Below are 18,071 nucleotides of genomic sequence, written 5' to 3'. Positions count from 1 at the left end.
CATGACTGACGCGCGGGAACACCGGCGGCCCCCGGGGGACGAGGACACCCCTCACCCCCCGGGGCCGCATGACGCCCTGACCGACGTCCCCGGCCTGCGGGTCGGACACGCGCAACGCACCGGCGGCGGCTGGCTCACCGGCACCACCGTCGTCCTCGCCCCCGAAGGCGGCGCCGTCGCGGCGGTCGATGTGCGCGGCGGCGGCCCGGGCACCCGGGAGACCGACGCCCTCGATCCCCGCAACCTCGTCCAGTGCGTCGAGGCCGTCGTGCTGACGGGGGGTTCGGCGTTCGGCCTTGACGCCGCGTCCGGTGTCGCCGCCTGGCTGGAGGAGCGGGGCCGCGGCTTCCGGGTCGGCCCCGATCCGGCCCAGGTCGTCCCCGTCGTCCCCGCCGCCGCCCTCTTCGACCTGGGCCGCGGCGGCGACTGGCGGGCCCGCCCGGACGCCGCCCTGGGCCGCGCCGCGGCCGAGGACGCCGCCCGGACCTCCCCCGGCTCACCCGTCGCCCAGGGCAACGTCGGCGCGGGCACCGGCGCGGTCTGCGGTGGTTTCAAGGGCGCCGTCGGCACCGCCAGCGCCGTGCTGCCCTCCGGGATAACCGTCGCCGCGCTGGCCGCCGTCAACGCCGCGGGCTCCTTCGCCGACCCGCGCACCGGCGCCCTCCACGGCGCGCCCGGCCCCCGCCCCGCGCCCGAGGTCCACGCGGCCGCCCGGCTCCGCCTCGCGGAGGCCCGGGCGACCTCAGCGGCCCGTTCCGCCGCCTCGGTCCACCCGCCCCTCAACACCACCCTCGCGGTGGTCGCCACGGACGCGGTCCTCACCCGCGCCCAGGCCCACAAGCTCGCCGGCACCGCCCACGACGGCCTGGCCCGCGCCCTGCGCCCCGTCCATCTCCTCAACGACGGCGACACGGTCTTCACCCTCGCCACCGGCGACCGCCCGCTCGCCGACCTGGCGGCCCTGGCCGATCCCGCCTTCGGCGTCCACCTCCAGGCCGGCGCCCTCAACGACATCCTCGCCGCCGGCGCCGACGTCCTGACCCGGGCCGTCGTCAAGGCCGCGCGCTCCGCCACCTCGGTGGACGGTCCCGGCGGCGTCTTCCCGTCCTACACCGACCTGTACGCCCCGTAGGGCGCGCGGCGGCGACGCCCCGTCAGGTCCCCGTCCCCCGGCCGCGCCGGGGGAAGCCGGCCGCACCGGGGGAAGCCGGCCTCAGACCCCCACGGCCCCCAGAAGCACGCCCGCCGCGTACGTCACCCCCATCGCCAACGCCCCTCCCGCCACGTTCCGCAGCACCGCCGGTCCCACCGGCGCCGACCCCAGGCGCGCGCTGCCCCATCCGCACAGGGCCAGCGCCGCCAGCACCGCGACCACCGTGATCCACAGCCGCTGCCCGGGCCCCGGCAGCACGATGGCCAGCAGCGGCAGCAGCGCACCGGCCGTGAAGGCGAGGAAGCTGGCGGCCGCCGCGTGCCAGGGGTTGGTGAGGTCGTCGGGGTTGATGCCCAGTTCGACCTCCGCGTGGGCGCGCAGCGCGTCGTGCTCGGTCAGTTGCGCGGCCACCTCGCGGGCCAACTGCGAGCTGATTCCCTTGCCTTCGAGGAGTTCGGTCAGCTCGACCAGCTCGGCCTGCGGTGCGGTGGCCAGTTCGCGCTTCTCCAGGGCCAGCGCGGCCCGCTCCGAGTCGCGTTGGGTGGAGACCGACACGTACTCGCCGGCGGCCATCGACATCGATCCGGCCAGCAGCCCGGCCAGTCCGGCCGTGAGCAGGGTGTTGCGCGAATCGGTGGCGCCGGCGACGCCGACGACCAGTCCGGCGGTGGAGACCACGCCGTCGTTGGCGCCGAGGACCGCCGCGCGCAGCCAGTTGAGGCGGCTGCCGAGTCCGCCGCCGTGGGCCTCGTCGTGCTCCGGTGTCTGAAGCGTCACCGGTCGAGCGTCTCATCCCGGTGCCGTCGCCGGTGTCAGGTCCCGCCCGATGCCCGCGCGTCGTGCCGGCTCGGCCGGTGGTAGAAACGGCCGTATGTCCGCATCGCCGCCCCCCACACCGCCGCCGGCCCGGCCCGGCCGGCGTTCCGCCCCGTCCTCGGGCGCCAAACCGCCGCCTCCGCCGCCCACGTTGGTGCAGCCGGCGCCGCGCGGACCCGCGCCCGCGCCCGCCCGTCAGGAGCCGGCGCGGCGTCAACGCCTGTGGTGGCACCGGCTGATATTCGGGCTCTGGTACCGGCCGGTGGACGTCTTCGACGAGGCGCGGGACCGCAGCGCGTGGAGTGCGGCGGTGCTGCTGTGCCTGCTCAGCGGCGCGGTGGGGATCGTGTCCGTGGCCCCGTTCCGGGCGCAGTGGGCGGTGAGCCGCACGGCGGCGCTGCAACTGCTCGGGATGGCCGAGGCGGGGGTGCTGGTCGCCAGTCTGGGGCTGGGGGCGGTGACCCACGCGATAGCGCGCACGCTCGGCGGGAACGGGCGGTTCGCGCCGACCGCGAGCATGTTCGTGGTGGTCTTCTGGGCGACGGACCTGCCCCGGCTGGGCATCGCGGCCTGGCTGCCGTCGGGTTCGACGTTCGTCCAGGCCGCGACGTGGACGACCTGGGGCTTCGGCTACTTCCTCGCGGTGCTGCTCATACGGGGTCAGCACCACCTGCCGACGCGCAAGGCGGCGGCCGCGGTGTCGGTGCAGATGCTGGCGGCGCTGGCGCTGCTGAAGTTGGGGCCGGCGCACTGAGACGCCGGTGACCTGCGGGGCCCTTGAGGGGCCCGTGGGTGCGCCCTTCATACGAGGCGACGGCCCGGGGACGACATGGTCCCCGGGCCGTCGCGCGGGACCACCGGGGGGAGCCACCGGAGCGTCCCCGGCCGCCGGCCGGTCAGCTGCGGCTGGTGAGCTGCCGTACGAGGTCGTCGAAGGCCCGGCGTTCGGCGGGGGTGAGCTCGACGTTCTCCGAGGGCGGGCCGCCGGGGCCGGTCTGCCGCGGCACCGCGTCGAGCCGGGCCCGGGACCGTGGTGCGGGCGGGCCGTCCGGACCGCCGGCCCCGTAATGCCCGCGCCGGGTCAGTCTGATCAGGCCGACCGCCCAGAGGACGACGACGACCAGCAGAACGCCTAGACCGATCTGCTGGAGAATCGAAACGGAGGGGAGCATGCTGTTCCTCCCGAACAAGTGGGCGCTGGGCACCGCCCAGTAGACACCACGCGTCAGGCTTCCAACAGGGCATCTTGGGCCCTAAATGCTGAAGCAACGCCTCTCCTATGACATTTCCCTGCATTTCCGACACCACACCTACGTCCCGCAGACACCCCGCAGGGCCCGCATGCACGGCGTGGTACGGCGTCAGCTGAGCCCGCCGGACACCGGGTTCCGCCACCGGCCGCACCGGAGTACTCCCCCGCCTCCCGTTGGACACCCCGGCACCTTCCCTCCGCCGCGGCCCGTCGCGAACGATGACGGCACCCCGTCCGCGACGTGAGGAGTACGCCCGTGCCCCAGCCGGATCACCGGACCACCGCCCCGCGCGCCCTCGACGGCGTCCTCGTGGCCGACTTCAGCCGCGTACTGGCCGGACCGCTCGCCGCGGCCACGCTCGCCGACCTCGGCGCCGAGGTCATCAAGGTCGAACGGCCTGGCACCGGCGACGACACCCGCTCCTGGGGGCCGCCGTTCGCCGGGGGCACCGCCGCGTACTTCGACGCCGCGAACCGTTCCAAGCGCGGTCTGGCGCTGGACCTGGGCGATCCGGACGACGCGGCCGCGGCCCGCGAACTGGCGCGGCGGGCGGACGTGCTGATCGAGAACTTCCGCCCCGGCTCACTCGCCAAGTACGGGCTGGACCCGGCCACCACACTGGCGGCCCACCCCGGGCTGGTGCACTGCACCATCACCGGGTTCGGTTCCGGTGCGGGCGCCGCGCTGCCCGGCTACGACTTCGTGGTGCAGGCGGTGGGCGGCCTGATGAGCATCACCGGGGAGCCGGGCGGGACGCCGTTGAAGGCGGGGGTCGCGCTGGTGGACGTGCTGACCGCCAAGGACGCGGTCACCGGCATCCTGGCCGCGCTGCGGCACCGCGACCGGACCGGCGCGGGGCAGGCGGTGGAGGTCAATCTGCTGTCGTCGCTGCTGGGCTCGCTGGTGAACCAGGCGTCCGGCCATCTGGCCACCGGCCGCGATCCGGGCCCGATGGGCAATCGGCATCCGAGCATCGCCCCGTACGAGACGCTGGCCTGCCGGGGCGGGCTGCTGGCCGTGGCGGTGGGGAACGACCGTCAGTTCCGCGCGCTGGCGGGGGAGCTGGGGGTGCCGGAGCTGGCGGAGGACGTCCGGTTCCGGCACAACCAGGACCGGGTGCAAAACCGTACAGACCTGGCCAAAGCACTGGAGGAGCGGCTGGCCGCCGACACCCCGCGGGGCTGGACGGAGCGGCTGGCGGCGGCGTCCGTGCCCTGCGGGCCGGTCAACACCCTCTCCGAGGCGCTGGAGTTGGCGGCGCGGTTGGGGCTGGAGCCGGTCGTCCCGGTCGGCGAGGGGCGCGTTCCCCAAGTCGCCAGCCCCCTGCGCCTGTCGGGCACCCCCGTGACCCAACCTGCCGCCCCACCCCGCCTGGACGAAGACGGCCCGGCGCTGCGAACCTGGCTGTCAGGGCCGGATGGCCGACCCCTGCCGCCGCGCATGTGACGTTCGTCACAACGCAGTGGTACCCGCAACCAAATCCACCCGTAGGTGCTGTTTACCAGCACGGAATCACAACACCCCTGTATGGAGCAGCTCGTGACATCGCCGGACACCCCCTCGCCCGCCCAGTCCCGCACCCCCCACCAGCCGCTTCAGTCCGAGCTGCGGGATTCCGCCGCACCGCGCCGCACCCGCCGGATGCGCCGCACCCTCGCCGTCACCGCCCTGCTCGCCGCGGGCGCGCTGACCCTGTCGGCCTGCGGCGGCGACGCCGAGGCGGGCGGCCACGACGGCAAGAACGGCCAGGCCGGCGCGGACGCCGCGGCCGCCAAGGACGCCTCGGACGCCAAGATCCAGGTCTCGTCGAAGGACGGTGCCACCGACGCCAGCATCAATGACACCGGAGTGAAGGTCACCGGTGGCAAGTTGACGAACGTGAAGCTCACCGCCGTCGACACCGGCAAGGACATCGCCGGTGCCATATCGCCGGACGGCGCCTCCTGGAAGCCGGGTGAGCAGCTGGACCGCGGCGCCAAGTACAAGCTCGTGGCCGACGCCAAGGACGCCAAGGGCCGTCCGGCGACCGAGAACGCGACGTTCACCACGGTCTCGTCGGCCAACAGCTTCATCGGCTCGTTCACGCCCGACAACGGCAAGACCGTCGGCGTCGGCATGCCGGTGTCGTTCAACTTCGACAAGTCGATCAGCAACCGCAAGGACGTCCAGTCCCACATCACGGTGACGTCCAGCAGCGGCCAGCAGGTCGTCGGCCACTGGTTCGGCGACCGCCGGCTGGACTTCCGTCCGGAGGACTACTGGAAGGCCGGCTCCAAGGTCACCATGAAGATCGACCTGGACGGCGTGAAGGGCGGCGCGGGCATCACCGGCGTGCAGTCCAAGACGGTGTCCTTCACCATCGGCCGCTCGCAGGTCTCGACGGTGGACATGAACACCCAGACCATGACCGTCAAGCAGGACGGGAAGGTCATCAAGTCCATCCCGATCTCCGGCGGCAGCCCGGACCACCCGACCTACAACGGCCAGATGGTGATCTCGGAGAAGTTCGAGCAGACCCGGATGGACGGCTCAACGGTCGGCTTCGGCGGCGAGTACGACATCAAGGACGTGCCGCACGCCATGCGGCTGTCGTCGTCGGGCACCTTCATACACGGCAACTACTGGGGCAACTCCTCGATCTTCGGCCGCTCCGGCACCAGCCACGGCTGCGTCGGCCTCCAGGACAACAAGGGCGGCGGCGGCAGCACCCCGGCCAAGTGGTTCTACGAGAACTCGCTGATCGGTGACGTCGTGATCGTGCAGAACTCCAAGGACAAGACGGTCCAGCCGGACAACGGCCTCAACGGCTGGAACATGTCCTGGTCGCAGTGGACGGCGGGCAGCGCCTCCTGACGCCGAACCGGCACCGCTGACGACGTGACGAGGCGGTGATCGTCCCTCCGGGGGCGGTCACCGCCTCGTCGCGTTGCCGGGCCGTTCTCGGGCCGTTCTCAGCCCGCCGTCGGCCCGTCCTCGACTCGTCGTCGACTCGTCCGCTCGTCACAAGTACCCGTTCTCGCCTGGGTGGTTGTCCCATGGCGTGCGAGGGCCTTGCGGTGCGCGGCGCCTCGTGGTGCGCGAGCGTCTCGTGGTGCGTGCCGGATGCCGGACGATGCCGGACACCTGACGTCCGGCGCTCACCGCCCGGCACCCGGCACCCGGCACCCGGCACCCGGCATCGGACGCACAGGAGCCCCGATGCCGCTACGGCACCGGGGCTCGCCACTCGAATTCGCCGCGCGCTCAAGGGCGCAGGCCGCGCACCCGCTCACGGAACCCGGAGCAGGCGCACCTCGGACAAGGGCCCGGACGGGACCAGGGACGAGGACGGGGCGGCTCAGGCCGCCGCGTCGAACCCGGTGTCCCGCGCCATCCGCTTCAGCTCCAGCAGCGCGTGCTTCTCGATCTGCCGGATCCGTTCACGCGTCAGACCGTGCTGCTTGCCGACCTCGGTCAGCGTGCGCTCCCGGCCGTCCTCGATGCCGTAGCGGGCCTTGATGATCGACGCGGTGCGCTGGTCGAGGCGGTCGATCAGGTCCTCCAGCTCCTCGCTGCGCAGCAGCGTCAGGACGGACTGCTCGGGGGAGGCCGCGGAGGTGTCCTCCAGCAGGTCGCCGAACTGGGTGTCGCCGTCGTCGTCCACCGACATGTTCAGACTGACCGGGTCGCGGGCCCAGTCCAGGACGTCGGTGACCCGGGAGGCCGTGGAACCCAGCTCGCCGGCCACCTCCTCCGGCTCGGGGTCGCGGCCGTTCTCGCGGTTGAACTCGCGCTGGACCCGGCGGATCCGGCCGAGCTCCTCGACGAGGTGGACGGGGAGCCGGATGGTGCGCGACTGGTCGGCGATGGAACGGGTGATGGCCTGGCGGATCCACCACGTCGCGTACGTGGAGAACTTGAAGCCCTTGGCGTAGTCGAACTTCTCGACGGCGCGGACCAGGCCGGCGTTGCCCTCCTGGATCAGGTCCAGCAGGGGGAGGCCGGAGCGCGGGTAACGGCGGGCCACGGCGACGACCAGACGGAGGTTGGACCGGATGAAGACGTCCTTGGCGCGGGCGCCCTCGGCGGCCAGCGCCTCGAGCTCCTCACGGCTGGCGCCGGCGGCGTTGCCGTCGGTGATCTCGCCGTCCAGGATCTGCTGGGCGTACACGCCGACCTCGATGGTCTGGGACAGCTCCACCTCCTTGGCGGCGTCCAGCAGCGGCGTGCGCGCGATCTCGTCGAGGTACATGCCGACCAGGTCGCGGTCGGCGATGTCCCCGCCTGCTGCGCGAACGCTGTTGGCCTCGTCGGACCGGGTGGCGGTGGCCTGACGACGGGCGACGGCACGGGTTGCCATGCGGGTGCTCCCTTATGTGCTGAGTCGGTCGCGGGACGTGGCGCGGGCTGTCGGCCTGGGGACCGCCTGGTGGTCGACCGGCCAACCCGTCCGAAGGAAACAACGGCTGGAATCCGGACAGAATTCCCAAGCCGCGCCTCAATTTTTCTGATCTTGCAGTACCCTGCGCTGCCACCAGGGAGGGCAGATGTCACGTGGACTCGGGGAAGTGCAGGTCAGGGCGGGCGCCGAGACGGACCTCGCAGCCCTTACCGATCTCTACAACCACTACGTTCGTGAGACGGCGGTCACCTTCGACACGGAGCCCTTCAGCCCCGCTGGACGTCGCCCGTGGTTGCTCTCCCACCCCGAAGACGGGCCGCACCGCCTTCTGGTTGCGCAGGACACCGAGGGCGTTCTACTGGGCTACGCCACCAGCAGCCCCTACCGCCCCAAGGGCGCGTACGCCACCTCCGTGGAGACCAGCATCTACTGCGCGGCGGACGCCGTCGGCCGGGGCGTCGGCACGCTCCTGTACGGCGCGCTCTTCGCGGCGCTGGCAGAAGAGGACGTGCACCGCGCCTACGCCGGGATCGCCCGGCCCAACGAGGCGTCCGTCCGCCTGCACGACCGGTTCGGCTTCCGTCACATCGGGACGTTCACGGAGGTGGGCCGGAAGTTCGACCGCTACTGGGACGTGGCCTGGTACCAGAAGGACCTGCGGTAGGCAGCAGAACGCTCTGCGGTGGCAGGAGGACAGGGGGCGGCGCCAGAACGCGTGGGGCGGCCGGGCTGATCCAGTTGACGCCACCGGCCCCCGGGTGTCGCCTGGACGGGAAGAGGGCGAACGAGAGGAGCCCGTCATGGACCAGCACGCGCACGGCGACCGGCCCGTCCATGAGGAGGGGCTGCCCGAGGCCCGGGCGGCCCGCTCGCACGGCGTCATCGAACCGGAGCACGGTGCGACGGCACCCGTTCCCACGGAGGAATCCGCTCCGGCGACGGCGCACCGCAGCCGGAGCTCCCTCGTCCTCCCGATCATCGCGGCGGTCGCCTTCGGCTGCTACACGATCTGGATGAACCACCACAACGGGTCCAGCGGCGGCCAGTCCGCGCTCCTCGGGCTGATCGCGGCGGTGGTCACCGGAGCGCTGGGCGTGACGCTGGTGCACTTCCAGTCGACCATGCTCACCGAGACCCGCGCCCTGGCGTACGGCGCGCTCTTCGGCGCGTCGATGGGCTGGCTCTACTCCCTGGGCGGCACCACCCCCTCGGTCCTGAAGTCGGTGATCTGGGGCCTGGTCATGTTCACCGTGATGTTCATCGTCTCCCTCTACGTCTTCCGGACCCACCGGGTGCGCGAACCGCACGGCCTGCACCGCCCCCGGCGTCCGCACGCGGCACGGCGTCACGGCCCCCACGGGGCGCACTGAGCGCCCGCCCCTGCCCACGGCGCCGCCCCGCCCAGCGCGTGGGGCGGCGCCGTGCGGTCCGGGGCCGCCTCACCCCTCCAGCAGACGGGGATCCTCCGACGTCCGGCGTATCGTCCGCAGCGGCCGGCCGGGCCGCCAGACCTCCAGCTTCATGAACGGCGGCTCGACGGACGTCCGCACCACCTCCGTCAGCTCCGCGCGGAAGAGGTGGAACGGCTCGGGCGGCCGCACCGCCGCCGCGTACCGGGCCTTGAGCCCGCGGTCGGTCTCCTCGACCGCCCGCCCGGCGACCCGGACGTCACCGCCGGACAGGTCCGTGCCGCCACCGGGGTTGGCGTGCAGGGAGAAGCGCGGGTCCCGCCGCAGGTCCCGCGCCTTGCGCGAGCCCGTCATCAGGCCCAGCCACAGCTCGCCGTGGCGGAAGTCCGCCTCCAGTCCGGTCAGCCGCGGCGCACCGTCCTTCCGCAGCGTGGCCAGGACGTGGTGCCGATACGCCCCGAACCGCTCCCGCACGACCGCGGCGAACTCGGGCGCCGCCGCCTCCACGGCCGCCCAACCGACCGCCTCGTCCCGGATCACCGCTCCGCTCCCTGGCTCCACCCCGTGCGCTGCCTTCGCTCGGTCTCCTGCCTTCGCTCCGCCCCCTGCCGTTACTCCGACTCCTCCCGTCACTCCGGCCCCGGCCCGCTGTCGGTCGTCCTGTCCGTCGTCACGCGTCATGCGCCCAAGGCTCCCGGCCATACTCGACACCCCCTGTCCGGATTCCGGATCGGCACCGACCTCCCGATCCGGCACCCTCGTCGCGATCCGGCATCCGCGCCCCGGTTCCGGCCCGGGTCCCGGCTCTAAGTCCAGCGCCGACACCAGCATCAGCACCAGCAGCGATCGCGGATGCCCAACTGCCCTCACCACCCCACGACTTCAGCGTGCCACGCCCCACTGACAACGCCCTCCGACATCGTCGTTCCGCCCGCGCCGCCCGGTACCAGCACCTCCGCCGTACGTCCAACGCCTTAGTCCCGCAGGCCCGTTCGGGATCCGCCTGCGGCCCGTTACCCGGCGCGGGGGCGCCGACCTAGCCTCGGGCCATGGATGCGACGAGCGGCACACTCGACGAAGCCCTGGAACGCCTGCACACCACCGGCCCCGAGTTCAGGGGGTACCTCAGCAACCACGGACCGATGGCCGTGGAGGCCCTGGTCCGGCACGGTCAAGCGGGTACCGTCCACCGCTGGCTCGATGTCTACACGTCCCAGCTGGAGGAGGTACCGAGCCCCCAGGGCGCCCTCACCGACGCCAACTGGCAGGAGGCGCTGGGCGATCCGCGCCGGGTCACCGACTGGACCGCGTACATGGCCCGCCAGGTCGCCGAACGGCCCTGGCGCGCGGTGCTCGCCGAGTGGTGGCCCCGCCTGCTGCCCGGTATCGCGGGCGCCGCCACCCACCCGGTGATCCGCGTCGGCCACGCCGTGCGCACCCTCCTGGAGGAGGGTGAAGAGGGGCCGCGGATCGCCGAGTTGGCGCACGCCCTCGGCTACTGGGCGGCCCGCCACACCACCCTGCCGGTGTCCGTGCGGCCCCGCGGCACCGCCTCCCCCACCACCGCGCTGGCCGCGCTTCCGCACGTCGCCGACCAACGGACGTCGGCGGTCAAGGGGCTGGCCCAGCTGCCGGGCACGGAGGGCTGGCTGACCGCGGCCGAGGCGCTCCGCGCACCGCAGGACCCCGAGGACGCATACGACCGGCTGACCGCCCTGGTGGCGGCCACCACCCACCGCTACCTCGACTACGGCCACGGCGAGGCCGTCATGCTGGTCCACGCGACCACCGCCCCCAACGCGGTCCTGCGCACCCTCCCGGCGCTCCCCCGCGATCTGTGGGCGCCCTCGCTCGCGGCCGCCTGGACGGCGAGCGCCGCCCTCACCTCCGTCTACTCCCCCGACGAGCCGCTGCCGGCGCGCACGGCCGGGACGCTCACCCCGGAGGAGGTCTTCGAGCGGGCCGCCGCGCACGGCGACGCACATGCGATCAAGCTGACCGACACCGCCCTCGACGTGGCCGCCCGTACCGCGGACGGCGACGACCGCGCGCTGGCGGCCGCGCTCCGCTCCCTGGAACTGATCACGCCGGGCGTGGACTGAGCGCTTCGAGGACAGGGGCGATCGGGGACGGGGACGATCGGGGACAGGGGCGGCCGGGGGCAAGGACGGTCGGGGGTAAGGACGGCCGGGGGCAAGGACGGTCGGCGACGGGAACGGGGGTGCGGTGAAGTGCGGTGCGCCGGCGCCTGCGCCCTCGCCCGCTCCTCACCGCACCCCCACCGCGCCCTGTTCGGATGCACCGCATCTTGGCCGAACCTGTATTGTTAAATCTTAAATAACTCTCGAAGCGGTGAGAGAGTGGATGGCATGAGCAACGAACCTGCGACCGAGCCGCGGTGGCTCGACGACCAGGAGCAGCACGCCTGGCAGGCCTACCTCCACGCCAGCACGCTCCTGGAGGACCACCTCGACCGCCAGCTCCAGCGTGACGCCGGGATGCCGCACGTCTATTACGGCCTGCTCGTCCAGCTCTCCCGGGCGCCGCGGCGCCGGATGCGGATGACCGAGCTGGCCCAGAATGCCAAGATCACCCGCTCCCGCCTTTCGCACGCCGTCGCCCGCCTGGAGAAGTACGGCTGGGTCCGCCGCGAGGACTGCCCGTCCGACAAGCGGGGCCAGAACGCCTACCTCACGGACGAGGGGCTGCGGGTCCTGGAGCAGGCGGCCCCCGGACACGTCAGCGCCGTCCGGGCCGCGATCTTCGACCGCCTCACACCGGAGCAGATCAGCCAACTCGACGCGATCTGCTGCGTGATCGCGGACGGCCTCCAGCCCCAGGGCGCCGACCTCCCCTGGCTCCGCTGACCCCAGCGGAACGAGGGAAGGCCGACGCAACGACGCCCTGCGTCCGGGTGGTTTCGCCCTACGGGGCACCGGGCGCGGGATGGCCGTACAGGCGGGAGGGGCGCGGCGGTCGTACGCCGCGCCGACACCGCGCGGCGCACGCCCCACAAGCCCCCGCCCGCCCCCACCCGCATCGACGACCGCACGGGCGTCCGCGCCCCCACCTGCATCGACGGCGACGGCACCGGCGTCCTCAGTGCGCCATCACCGGAATCTGCGCCTCCGACTCTCCGCCGGCACCCGCGCCCGCGTCCTTGCCCGCGCCGTCGTCCGACGACGCCGCCGGCGAACCGCCGCCCGGCCGCCCGGTGTTGATGAGCGTGAAGGCGATCACCGCCGCCAGGGCCAGGATGCCCACCGCCCACCAGATGGCGGAGGTGTAGCCGTGCACCATCGACTGGAGCTTGAGCAGATCCGCCGAGCGCGCGCCGGCCGCGTGCGCGGTGGCGTACGCGGTGGTGGCGCTGGCCGCGATGGTGTTCAGCAGGGCGGTGCCGATCGCGCCGCCGACCTGCTGCGAGGTGTTGACCATCGCGGAGGCGACCCCGGCGTCCCGCGGCTGGACCCCGTGCGTGGCCAGCGACATGGCCGGCATGAACGCCGTACCCATGCCCAGGCCCATCAGGACGAAGCCGGGCAGGATCAGCGCCGGGTAGGACGTGGTCATGTCGATCTGGGTCAGCACCAGCATGCCGAGCGCGGCGGCCGTGAAGCCGGGCGCCATCAGCAGCCGCGGCCGCACCCGCGTCATCAGCCGGGCGCCGATCTGCGTCGAGCCGGTGACCATGCCCGCGACCATCGGGAGGAAGGCCAGACCGGTCATCACCGGCGTGTACCCCTTCACGATCTGCAGGTAGTAGGTCAGGAACAGGAAGAGGCCGAACATGCCGATCACGGCCAGGCCCAGGGACGCGTAGACGCCCGCGCGGTTCCGGTCGGCGATCACCCGCAGCGGCAGCAGCGGCGCCGCGACCCTCGACTCGACGAGGACGAACGCCAGCAGCAGCATGACCGCCGCGGCGAACAGGCCCAGCGTCGGGCCGGCCAGCCGGCCGTCGGACTCGGCCCGGGTGAACCCGTAGACCAGCGAGACCAGGCCGAGCGTCGCCAGGATGACACCGGGCACGTCCAGCCGGGAGGTGTTGCGGCCCCCGGCGGGCTCGCGGATGACCAGCAGGGCGCCTGCCGCGGCGATCACCGCGAACGGGATGTTGACGTAGAACGTCCAGCGCCAGTCCAGGTATTCGGTCAGCACACCGCCGAGGAGCAGGCCGAGCGCCGCGCCGCCACCGGCGATCGCGCCGAAGATGCCGAACGCCTTGGCGCGCTCCCGGGCTTCGGTGAAGGTCACCGCCAGCAGGGACAGCGCGGAGGGCGCCAGCACCGCGCCGAAGACGCCCTGGAGCGCCCGCGCGCCCAGCAGCATCCCCTCGTTGGCCGCGGCACCGCCGAGCGCGGAGGCCAGCGCGAAGCCGGTCAGGCCGATGACGAAGGTCCGCCGGCGGCCCCACAGGTCGGCGAGCCGGCCGCCGAAGAGCAGCAGTCCGCCGAAAGCGAGGGCGTAGGCGGTGATGACCCACTGCCGGTTGCCGTCGCTGATCCCCAGGTCCTTCTGGGCGGAGGGCAGCGCGATGTTCACGATCGTCGAGTCGAGGACGACCATCAGCTGGGCCAGGGCGATGAATATCAGCGCTTTCCAGCGCCGTGGATCGACGGACGGGACGGTTTCAGGCATGACGAGGTCCACCTAGTGGTGCGTAACGGAAGAGGAGAAAGAGGAGGAGGAAGGAGCGAGGGAGGAGAAAGAGGCGGAAGGGAACGGAGTGGAGGCAAAGGGCGGATGCGGAAGGACGGATGAGGGAGGATAGGTGCGCCCACGAGGTGCGGGCGCGCTGCGAACGTCGGGCTTCGAGCGTCGGGCTTCGAGCGTCGGGCTTCGAGCGTCGGTCAGTGCCTCGGAGAAGAGGATCAGAGGGGAGTGCGGAAGGAAGGAGGGGCGCGATGGGCCGGCGGCCGCGCCGCGACTCCGTGCACCCGCCCCCTCATCCGCCGCCGCGGCCTACGAGCAACGGCGCCTCAGGTCCTCCAACGTGGCGGCGGAACCGGGGAGTTCGGACCGGGCCGGGGCCCGCAGACCGTCCAGGAACAGCTGCAGGTGCCGGTGCACGAACGCGTCGAAGTCCGCACAGCCGGCGCCCGGCAACGGGCGGGTGAGCTGGGTGAGCGCGACCATCAGATCACCGACGGCGAGGTCGGCGCGCAGCTGGCCGCTGTCGCGCGCGGCGCCCATGACGGCCCCGACGGCCGCGTCCAGGCGCTCGCGCGCGGCGAGCAGATCGGGGTGGGCCGGGTCGACGCCGTCGGAGAGCAGCGGGCACAGCGCCCCTATACGCTCCTCCACCGCGTCGTGGACGAAGCGCCGCAGCGCTTCAAAGGCATCCGGCTCCTCAGTGAGGGCCCGCTCCGCGCGGTCCGCTATACGGGACATGACGGAGAGCGTGACGTGGTGGATCAACTCCCGGCGATCGGTGAAGTGACGGTAGAGCGTCGCATTGCCGACACCCGCGCGTCGAGCGATTTCATCGAACGGGACCTCGGCCCCGAACTCGACCATCGCCTCGCGTGCGGCCGCGACGATCCGCTCCCGGTTGCGCACCGCGTCGGCCCGCAGCCGCGGCTGCGCACTCTTCACGCCCACGCCTACGCCCACTCCGGTCACGTCGACACTTCCCTCTCACCCTCACCACATCCACCGAACCGCGGAACCGCTCCCAGTACCGGGGACCGCCCCCACAGGAGGAGCCGAGGAGCCGCCGGAACCGAGGAACCACTCCCCGCTTCGTCCAACACCAGCTAAACGGGGGCCGGATCCCCGGATATTTCCCGGCCAGCATGTGACGTGAGACACCCCTCCTCGGGGGCGTCGAGGAGGGGCCGCCGAGGGCCTCCGGGGGCGCCTGGCGTGCGGCGTCCTCCTGCGCGAGAGTCCCGCCCGCGGTGAGACGCCCGCCCGCTTCCCCGCCCGGCCTGGGCCCCTCACCGTCACGCGTCCGGACGGAGCCCCGACGCACCAGCGCGCCCGCCGGCCATCCGCGCCACACCGCCCTCCATTTGACGCACCCCCACGCGCGAGCGACCATCCCCCGCCGCAGGCTGATCACCATGAGCCAGAAGGCACCCGCGCCATGAGGCGAAGCGCAGGCCTGCGCCCCGGCACCGCACGGCAGACACCGGCCGGCACCTCGCAGCCACCGGCACGCACGAGGCCGCCCCGATGCGCGCCCTGAGGCACACGCTCTGCGCCGCCCTGGCCGCGACCGTCACCTGTGCGGCCGCAGCCCTGGCCCTGACCACACCCCCCGACGCCATCGCCGCTCCCCCGCCGCCCCCGGGCACCACCACCGCACCCCCCACGCCCCCCGAGGCCACCACCGCACCCCCGTCACCTCCTGGCGCCCCCACCACACCCCTCACCTCCACCGCCCCCACGCCCACACCCGCCCCCAGCGCCACCCCGACCACCGGGCCCATCAAACCCACCGCCCCCACCCCAACCACCGAGCCCACCAAAGCCACCGACCCCCCGAAGACCACCACCCCCACACCCCCACACACATCCCCCCGCACACTCCCGACCGCCCCCACCACCCCCACCACCCCTCCCGGCGCACCCCCCACCGGCCCCTGCGCCCTGCCCGGCATCAGCGACAACGTCTCCGAAGCCGCCCCCACCCCCGCCGGCTACGTCCGCGCGTCCGGCGTCGTCCGGGCCCTCACCCTCTTCGTCGACTTCCCGGACGCCCCCGCCACCCTCTCCCCCATGGCCCGCTTCGCCGAGTTCTTCCCGGCCGCGACCGACTACTTCCGCACCAGCTCGTACGGGCGGCTGACCTACGTCCCCAAGCCGCTCTTCCGCTGGATCCGCATGTCACGCCCGCTACCGGCGTACGGCATCACCCGCAGCGCCGCCTTCGACGCGTCCCGGAACAGCGGCTACCACGCCCTCTCCCAGGAACTCCTGGACGCCGTCGACCCGTTCGTGGACGTCCGCGACTACGACGTCGTCAACGTCATCGCCTCCCCCAACGCGGGCCCGCCGGCGACCCACATGGTCCTGTCGGTCACCTTCAGCGGCGGCGACCTGGGGCTGAAGACCCACCGTGGGGCGCCCTTCCGGAACGTCTCCTTCATCTGGAGCCGGCAGGCCGGCCTGAGCGCCTTCCGGGTCCTCAACCACGAGAACGCGCACACCTTCGGCCTGCCCGACCTCTACTACCCGAACGACCCCGACGGCCCGACCCCGGTGGGCCACTGGGACCCGATGGACGAGGACTGGGGGCCGACCAACGACTTCCTCGGCTGGCACAAGTGGAAGATGGGCTGGCTCGCCCCCGGCCAGGTGCACTGCGCACAGGCCGGCGGGAAGCCCACCGAACACGTCCTCATGCCGATCTCCACCCCCGGCGGCACCAAGATCGTCGTCATGCCGACCGGCCCGCACACCGCCTTCGTCGTCGAGGCCCGCACCAGCGGCCTCCTGGACCCGCTCGTCTGCCGCCCCGGCGTTCTCGTCTACCACGTGGCCACCGACGTCCCCACGGGTCACGCCCCGATCCACGTCATCGACGCCACCCCGCACAGCCGTGGCTGCCATCCCAACTCCCGTGAGGTCGACACCCGTTACGTCGACCCGGACCTGACGGACGCCACCTTCCGCCCCGGCGAGACCCACACCGACCGCGCCAGCGGCGTCACCGTCACCGTCCTCACCGAGAACACCGACGGCACCTACCGTGTCCGCATCACCCCCGCCCACACCTGAACGCGCCCCGCCTCCCCCAACGCCCCCACTAAACCCCGCCTTCCGCCTCCCAATGCCGCCACCCGATGCTGATCAGCCGCAACTGCCGCCGCGCGCACCACACCACCTGCTCGGCCGCCCCCTCGTCGCCTTCCTCCCAGGCGTCGAGCAGCTCCGTCGCGGTCAACACCAGCCGCTCGACGTACAGCTTGGCCAGCATCCGCACATCCTCGTCCGGCCAACCGGCCGACACCGGATGGGACTTGAGCGCCTCCGCGACCTCCGCCGCAAAACGCTCCAGCTCCCTCGCGATGGCGTGCCGCACCGCGCGCACGCCACCGCGCCACTCCCGGGCCATGAAGCGCACATGCGCCGGATTTTCCCGCACATGCTGCTCGACCACCGCGATCGCGCCGTCTATCCGCTCCTCCGCCTCGTCCTGCTCGGCGAGGACCGCGCGCACCATCGCATGCAGGCTGCCCAACGCCTCCTCGACGAGCGCCGCGCCCAACTCCCCCATGTCCCGGAAGTGCCGGTAGAACGCGGCCGGGGCGACGCCCACCGCCCGGGTCACCTCACGCAACCCCAGGCTGCTCAGGCTCTGCTCCTCCAGCAGCTCCAACGCCGCGTCCAGCAGCGCCTGACGGGTCTTCTGCTTCTGCGCCCGGCGGACTCCGCCCTCACTGTGACTCACGTCATCCAGTAAACAACCGTTCTCCCAACCACTCCACCCACCCCGGCCGTACACTGAAGAAGTCAGTGAACAACTGTCCTCTGAACTCGCGGCCGACTCCCCGCGGAACCGGCCGCCCCGGAAAGGCAGACCATGCTCTTCCTCGTCGCAGCCCTCCTCCTGATGGGGATCGCGCTGGGCACCGCGGCGCACCTCCCCGTCCCGGTCACCCTCGCCGCCGGCGCCGCCATCACCACCTGGCTTCTCGTCTTCTACCTGCGTGAACGCCGCCACCGCACCGAGGGGACCTCCCGATGACCACGCTCACCACCACCCCCGAGCGCGCCACCTCCCAGCGCACCGCCCGCCCCGCCTCCCGCCCGGACGCGGACGGCATGGCCGTCGCCTCCTTCGTCCTCGGTCTCGTGGGCACCCTGATCCTCAACCTCGTCCTGGGCCCCTGCGCCCTGGCCCTCGGCACCCTCGCCCTCGTCCGAGGCACCACCCGCCGCGGCCGCGCCCTCCTGGGCCTCGCCCTCGGCGCCGCCGACCTGCTCCTCCTCGCGGCTCTCACCGCCACCGACGGCACCCTCAGCTGGCACCTCGGCTGACGCACCGCACCGCCCGCACCCACCCGCCGTCCACTACGCGTGCCGCCGGACCGGATCACCCCGGCCCC

Annotated in this window: 18 protein-coding genes; 11 read left to right on the top strand and 7 right to left on the bottom strand. The window is 73.0% G+C overall.

Features of this window, described 5'->3' with window-relative positions; translation table 11 throughout:
• Position 1: 1 nt before the first annotated feature.
• Positions 2–1,132 (top strand): P1 family peptidase, encoded by a 1,131-nt coding sequence (locus tag ACIQE0_RS13705; RefSeq protein ID WP_366329938.1) that lies wholly within the window; start codon positions 2–4, stop codon positions 1,130–1,132.
• 81 nt (positions 1,133–1,213) lie between these two features.
• On the opposite strand, the gene ACIQE0_RS13700 is transcribed toward ACIQE0_RS13705, so the two are convergent.
• Positions 1,214–1,930, bottom strand: coding sequence for a VIT family protein (locus tag ACIQE0_RS13700; RefSeq protein WP_402331338.1), 717 nt, complete (start codon positions 1,928–1,930; stop codon positions 1,214–1,216).
• A 94-nt stretch (positions 1,931–2,024) separates the two neighbouring features.
• Here ACIQE0_RS13700 and ACIQE0_RS13695 point away from each other — a divergent pair, with 94 nt between their 5' ends.
• The gene (locus ACIQE0_RS13695; protein ID WP_366329936.1) at positions 2,025–2,723 is read left to right on the top strand and encodes a Yip1 family protein; all 699 of its coding nucleotides are present in this window, start codon (positions 2,025–2,027) and stop codon (positions 2,721–2,723) included.
• Between the two features lie 142 nt (positions 2,724–2,865).
• Here the strand turns inward: ACIQE0_RS13695 and ACIQE0_RS13690 are convergent, their stop codons facing one another.
• Complete coding sequence (locus tag ACIQE0_RS13690) at positions 2,866–3,141, bottom strand: hypothetical protein (RefSeq protein ID WP_384099539.1); 276 nt, start codon at positions 3,139–3,141, stop codon at positions 2,866–2,868.
• 336 nt (positions 3,142–3,477) lie between these two features.
• Here ACIQE0_RS13690 and ACIQE0_RS13685 point away from each other — a divergent pair, with 336 nt between their 5' ends.
• Complete coding sequence (locus ACIQE0_RS13685) at positions 3,478–4,668, top strand: CaiB/BaiF CoA transferase family protein (RefSeq protein ID WP_402331333.1); 1,191 nt, start codon at positions 3,478–3,480, stop codon at positions 4,666–4,668.
• A gap of 81 nt (positions 4,669–4,749) precedes the next feature.
• Positions 4,750–6,075 (top strand): Ig-like domain-containing protein, encoded by a 1,326-nt coding sequence (locus ACIQE0_RS13680; RefSeq protein WP_402331330.1) that lies wholly within the window; start codon positions 4,750–4,752, stop codon positions 6,073–6,075.
• Positions 6,076–6,559: 484 nt separating this feature from the next.
• Here the strand turns inward: ACIQE0_RS13680 and ACIQE0_RS13675 are convergent, their stop codons facing one another.
• A complete protein-coding gene (locus ACIQE0_RS13675; RefSeq protein ID WP_366329932.1) occupies positions 6,560–7,561 on the bottom strand; it encodes a sigma-70 family RNA polymerase sigma factor in 1,002 nt (333 codons plus the stop codon).
• 187 nt (positions 7,562–7,748) lie between these two features.
• Between ACIQE0_RS13675 and ACIQE0_RS13670 the strand changes: the two genes are divergently transcribed.
• Together ACIQE0_RS13670 and ACIQE0_RS13665 are read left to right on the top strand one after the other, a co-directional pair.
• On the top strand, positions 7,749–8,267 hold the full coding sequence (locus ACIQE0_RS13670; protein WP_366329931.1) for an N-acetyltransferase family protein: 519 nt from the start codon (positions 7,749–7,751) through the stop codon (positions 8,265–8,267).
• Positions 8,268–8,403: 136 nt separating this feature from the next.
• Positions 8,404–8,973: a hypothetical protein gene (locus ACIQE0_RS13665; RefSeq protein ID WP_366329930.1), complete on the top strand. Its 570-nt coding sequence runs from the start codon at positions 8,404–8,406 to the stop codon at positions 8,971–8,973.
• 69 nt (positions 8,974–9,042) lie between these two features.
• Here the strand turns inward: ACIQE0_RS13665 and ACIQE0_RS13660 are convergent, their stop codons facing one another.
• Entirely contained in the window at positions 9,043–9,519 is a 477-nt protein-coding gene (locus tag ACIQE0_RS13660) for a pyridoxamine 5'-phosphate oxidase family protein (protein WP_402331572.1), read from the bottom strand.
• A 542-nt stretch (positions 9,520–10,061) separates the two neighbouring features.
• On the opposite strand from ACIQE0_RS13660, the gene ACIQE0_RS13655 reads away from it, so the two are divergent.
• Positions 10,062–11,114, top strand: a complete 1,053-nt coding sequence (locus ACIQE0_RS13655) for a questin oxidase family protein (protein WP_402331326.1) — start codon at positions 10,062–10,064, stop codon at positions 11,112–11,114.
• A 267-nt stretch (positions 11,115–11,381) separates the two neighbouring features.
• Entirely contained in the window at positions 11,382–11,879 is a 498-nt protein-coding gene (locus tag ACIQE0_RS13650) for a MarR family transcriptional regulator (protein ID WP_366329928.1), read from the top strand.
• A 232-nt stretch (positions 11,880–12,111) separates the two neighbouring features.
• Here the strand turns inward: ACIQE0_RS13650 and ACIQE0_RS13645 are convergent, their stop codons facing one another.
• Both ACIQE0_RS13645 and ACIQE0_RS13640 read right to left on the bottom strand, forming a co-directional pair.
• The gene (locus ACIQE0_RS13645) at positions 12,112–13,653 is read right to left on the bottom strand and encodes an MFS transporter (RefSeq protein ID WP_402331322.1); all 1,542 of its coding nucleotides are present in this window, start codon (positions 13,651–13,653) and stop codon (positions 12,112–12,114) included.
• 324 nt (positions 13,654–13,977) lie between these two features.
• Positions 13,978–14,610 carry a TetR/AcrR family transcriptional regulator gene (locus ACIQE0_RS13640; protein WP_402331319.1) on the bottom strand — a complete coding sequence of 211 codons (633 nt, stop codon included), beginning with the start codon at positions 14,608–14,610 and terminating at the stop codon, positions 13,978–13,980.
• Positions 14,611–15,192: 582 nt separating this feature from the next.
• Here ACIQE0_RS13640 and ACIQE0_RS13635 point away from each other — a divergent pair.
• Positions 15,193–16,740: a M6 family metalloprotease domain-containing protein gene (locus tag ACIQE0_RS13635; RefSeq protein WP_402331316.1), complete on the top strand. Its 1,548-nt coding sequence runs from the start codon at positions 15,193–15,195 to the stop codon at positions 16,738–16,740.
• 28 nt (positions 16,741–16,768) lie between these two features.
• On the opposite strand, the gene ACIQE0_RS13630 is transcribed toward ACIQE0_RS13635, so the two are convergent.
• Positions 16,769–17,413: a TetR family transcriptional regulator gene (locus ACIQE0_RS13630; RefSeq protein ID WP_366329924.1), complete on the bottom strand. Its 645-nt coding sequence runs from the start codon at positions 17,411–17,413 to the stop codon at positions 16,769–16,771.
• A gap of 132 nt (positions 17,414–17,545) precedes the next feature.
• Between ACIQE0_RS13630 and ACIQE0_RS13625 the strand changes: the two genes are divergently transcribed.
• Together ACIQE0_RS13625 and ACIQE0_RS13620 are read left to right on the top strand one after the other, a co-directional pair.
• Positions 17,546–17,710, top strand: a complete 165-nt coding sequence (locus ACIQE0_RS13625; RefSeq protein WP_366329923.1) for a hypothetical protein — start codon at positions 17,546–17,548, stop codon at positions 17,708–17,710.
• A complete protein-coding gene (locus ACIQE0_RS13620; RefSeq protein WP_366329922.1) occupies positions 17,707–18,003 on the top strand; it encodes a hypothetical protein in 297 nt (98 codons plus the stop codon). Before ACIQE0_RS13625 ends, ACIQE0_RS13620 begins: the two co-directional genes overlap by 4 nt.
• The last annotated feature ends 68 nt before the right edge of the window (positions 18,004–18,071 follow it).

The sequence above is a fragment of the Streptomyces sp. NPDC093097 genome (assembly GCF_044754325.1).
Lineage (GTDB): Bacteria > Actinomycetota > Actinomycetes > Streptomycetales > Streptomycetaceae > Streptomyces.
The sequence above is the reverse complement of the archived record's forward strand: the minus strand, read 5'-3'. Positions and strand labels throughout refer to the sequence as shown.

What these genes read in the sequence shown, in the direction of transcription:
- ACIQE0_RS13625 (WP_366329923.1), top strand. Translation starts at nt 17,546, where the DNA reads ATGCTCTTCCTCGTCGCAGCCCTCCTCCTGATGGGGATCGCGCTGGGC.
- ACIQE0_RS13670 (WP_366329931.1), top strand. Translation starts at nt 7,749, where the DNA reads ATGTCACGTGGACTCGGGGAAGTGCAGGTCAGGGCGGGCGCCGAGACG.
- ACIQE0_RS13665 (WP_366329930.1), top strand. Translation starts at nt 8,404, where the DNA reads ATGGACCAGCACGCGCACGGCGACCGGCCCGTCCATGAGGAGGGGCTG.
- ACIQE0_RS13650 (WP_366329928.1), top strand. Translation starts at nt 11,382, where the DNA reads ATGAGCAACGAACCTGCGACCGAGCCGCGGTGGCTCGACGACCAGGAG.
- ACIQE0_RS13655 (WP_402331326.1), top strand. Translation starts at nt 10,062, where the DNA reads ATGGATGCGACGAGCGGCACACTCGACGAAGCCCTGGAACGCCTGCAC.
- ACIQE0_RS13695 (WP_366329936.1), top strand. Translation starts at nt 2,025, where the DNA reads ATGTCCGCATCGCCGCCCCCCACACCGCCGCCGGCCCGGCCCGGCCGG.
- ACIQE0_RS13645 (WP_402331322.1), bottom strand. Translation starts at nt 13,653, where the DNA reads ATGCCTGAAACCGTCCCGTCCGTCGATCCACGGCGCTGGAAAGCGCTG.
- ACIQE0_RS13635 (WP_402331316.1), top strand. Translation starts at nt 15,193, where the DNA reads ATGCGCGCCCTGAGGCACACGCTCTGCGCCGCCCTGGCCGCGACCGTC.
- ACIQE0_RS13690 (WP_384099539.1), bottom strand. Translation starts at nt 3,141, where the DNA reads ATGCTCCCCTCCGTTTCGATTCTCCAGCAGATCGGTCTAGGCGTTCTG.
- ACIQE0_RS13705 (WP_366329938.1), top strand. Translation starts at nt 2, where the DNA reads ATGACTGACGCGCGGGAACACCGGCGGCCCCCGGGGGACGAGGACACC.
- ACIQE0_RS13675 (WP_366329932.1), bottom strand. Translation starts at nt 7,561, where the DNA reads ATGGCAACCCGTGCCGTCGCCCGTCGTCAGGCCACCGCCACCCGGTCC.
- ACIQE0_RS13680 (WP_402331330.1), top strand. Translation starts at nt 4,750, where the DNA reads ATGGAGCAGCTCGTGACATCGCCGGACACCCCCTCGCCCGCCCAGTCC.
- ACIQE0_RS13620 (WP_366329922.1), top strand. Translation starts at nt 17,707, where the DNA reads ATGACCACGCTCACCACCACCCCCGAGCGCGCCACCTCCCAGCGCACC.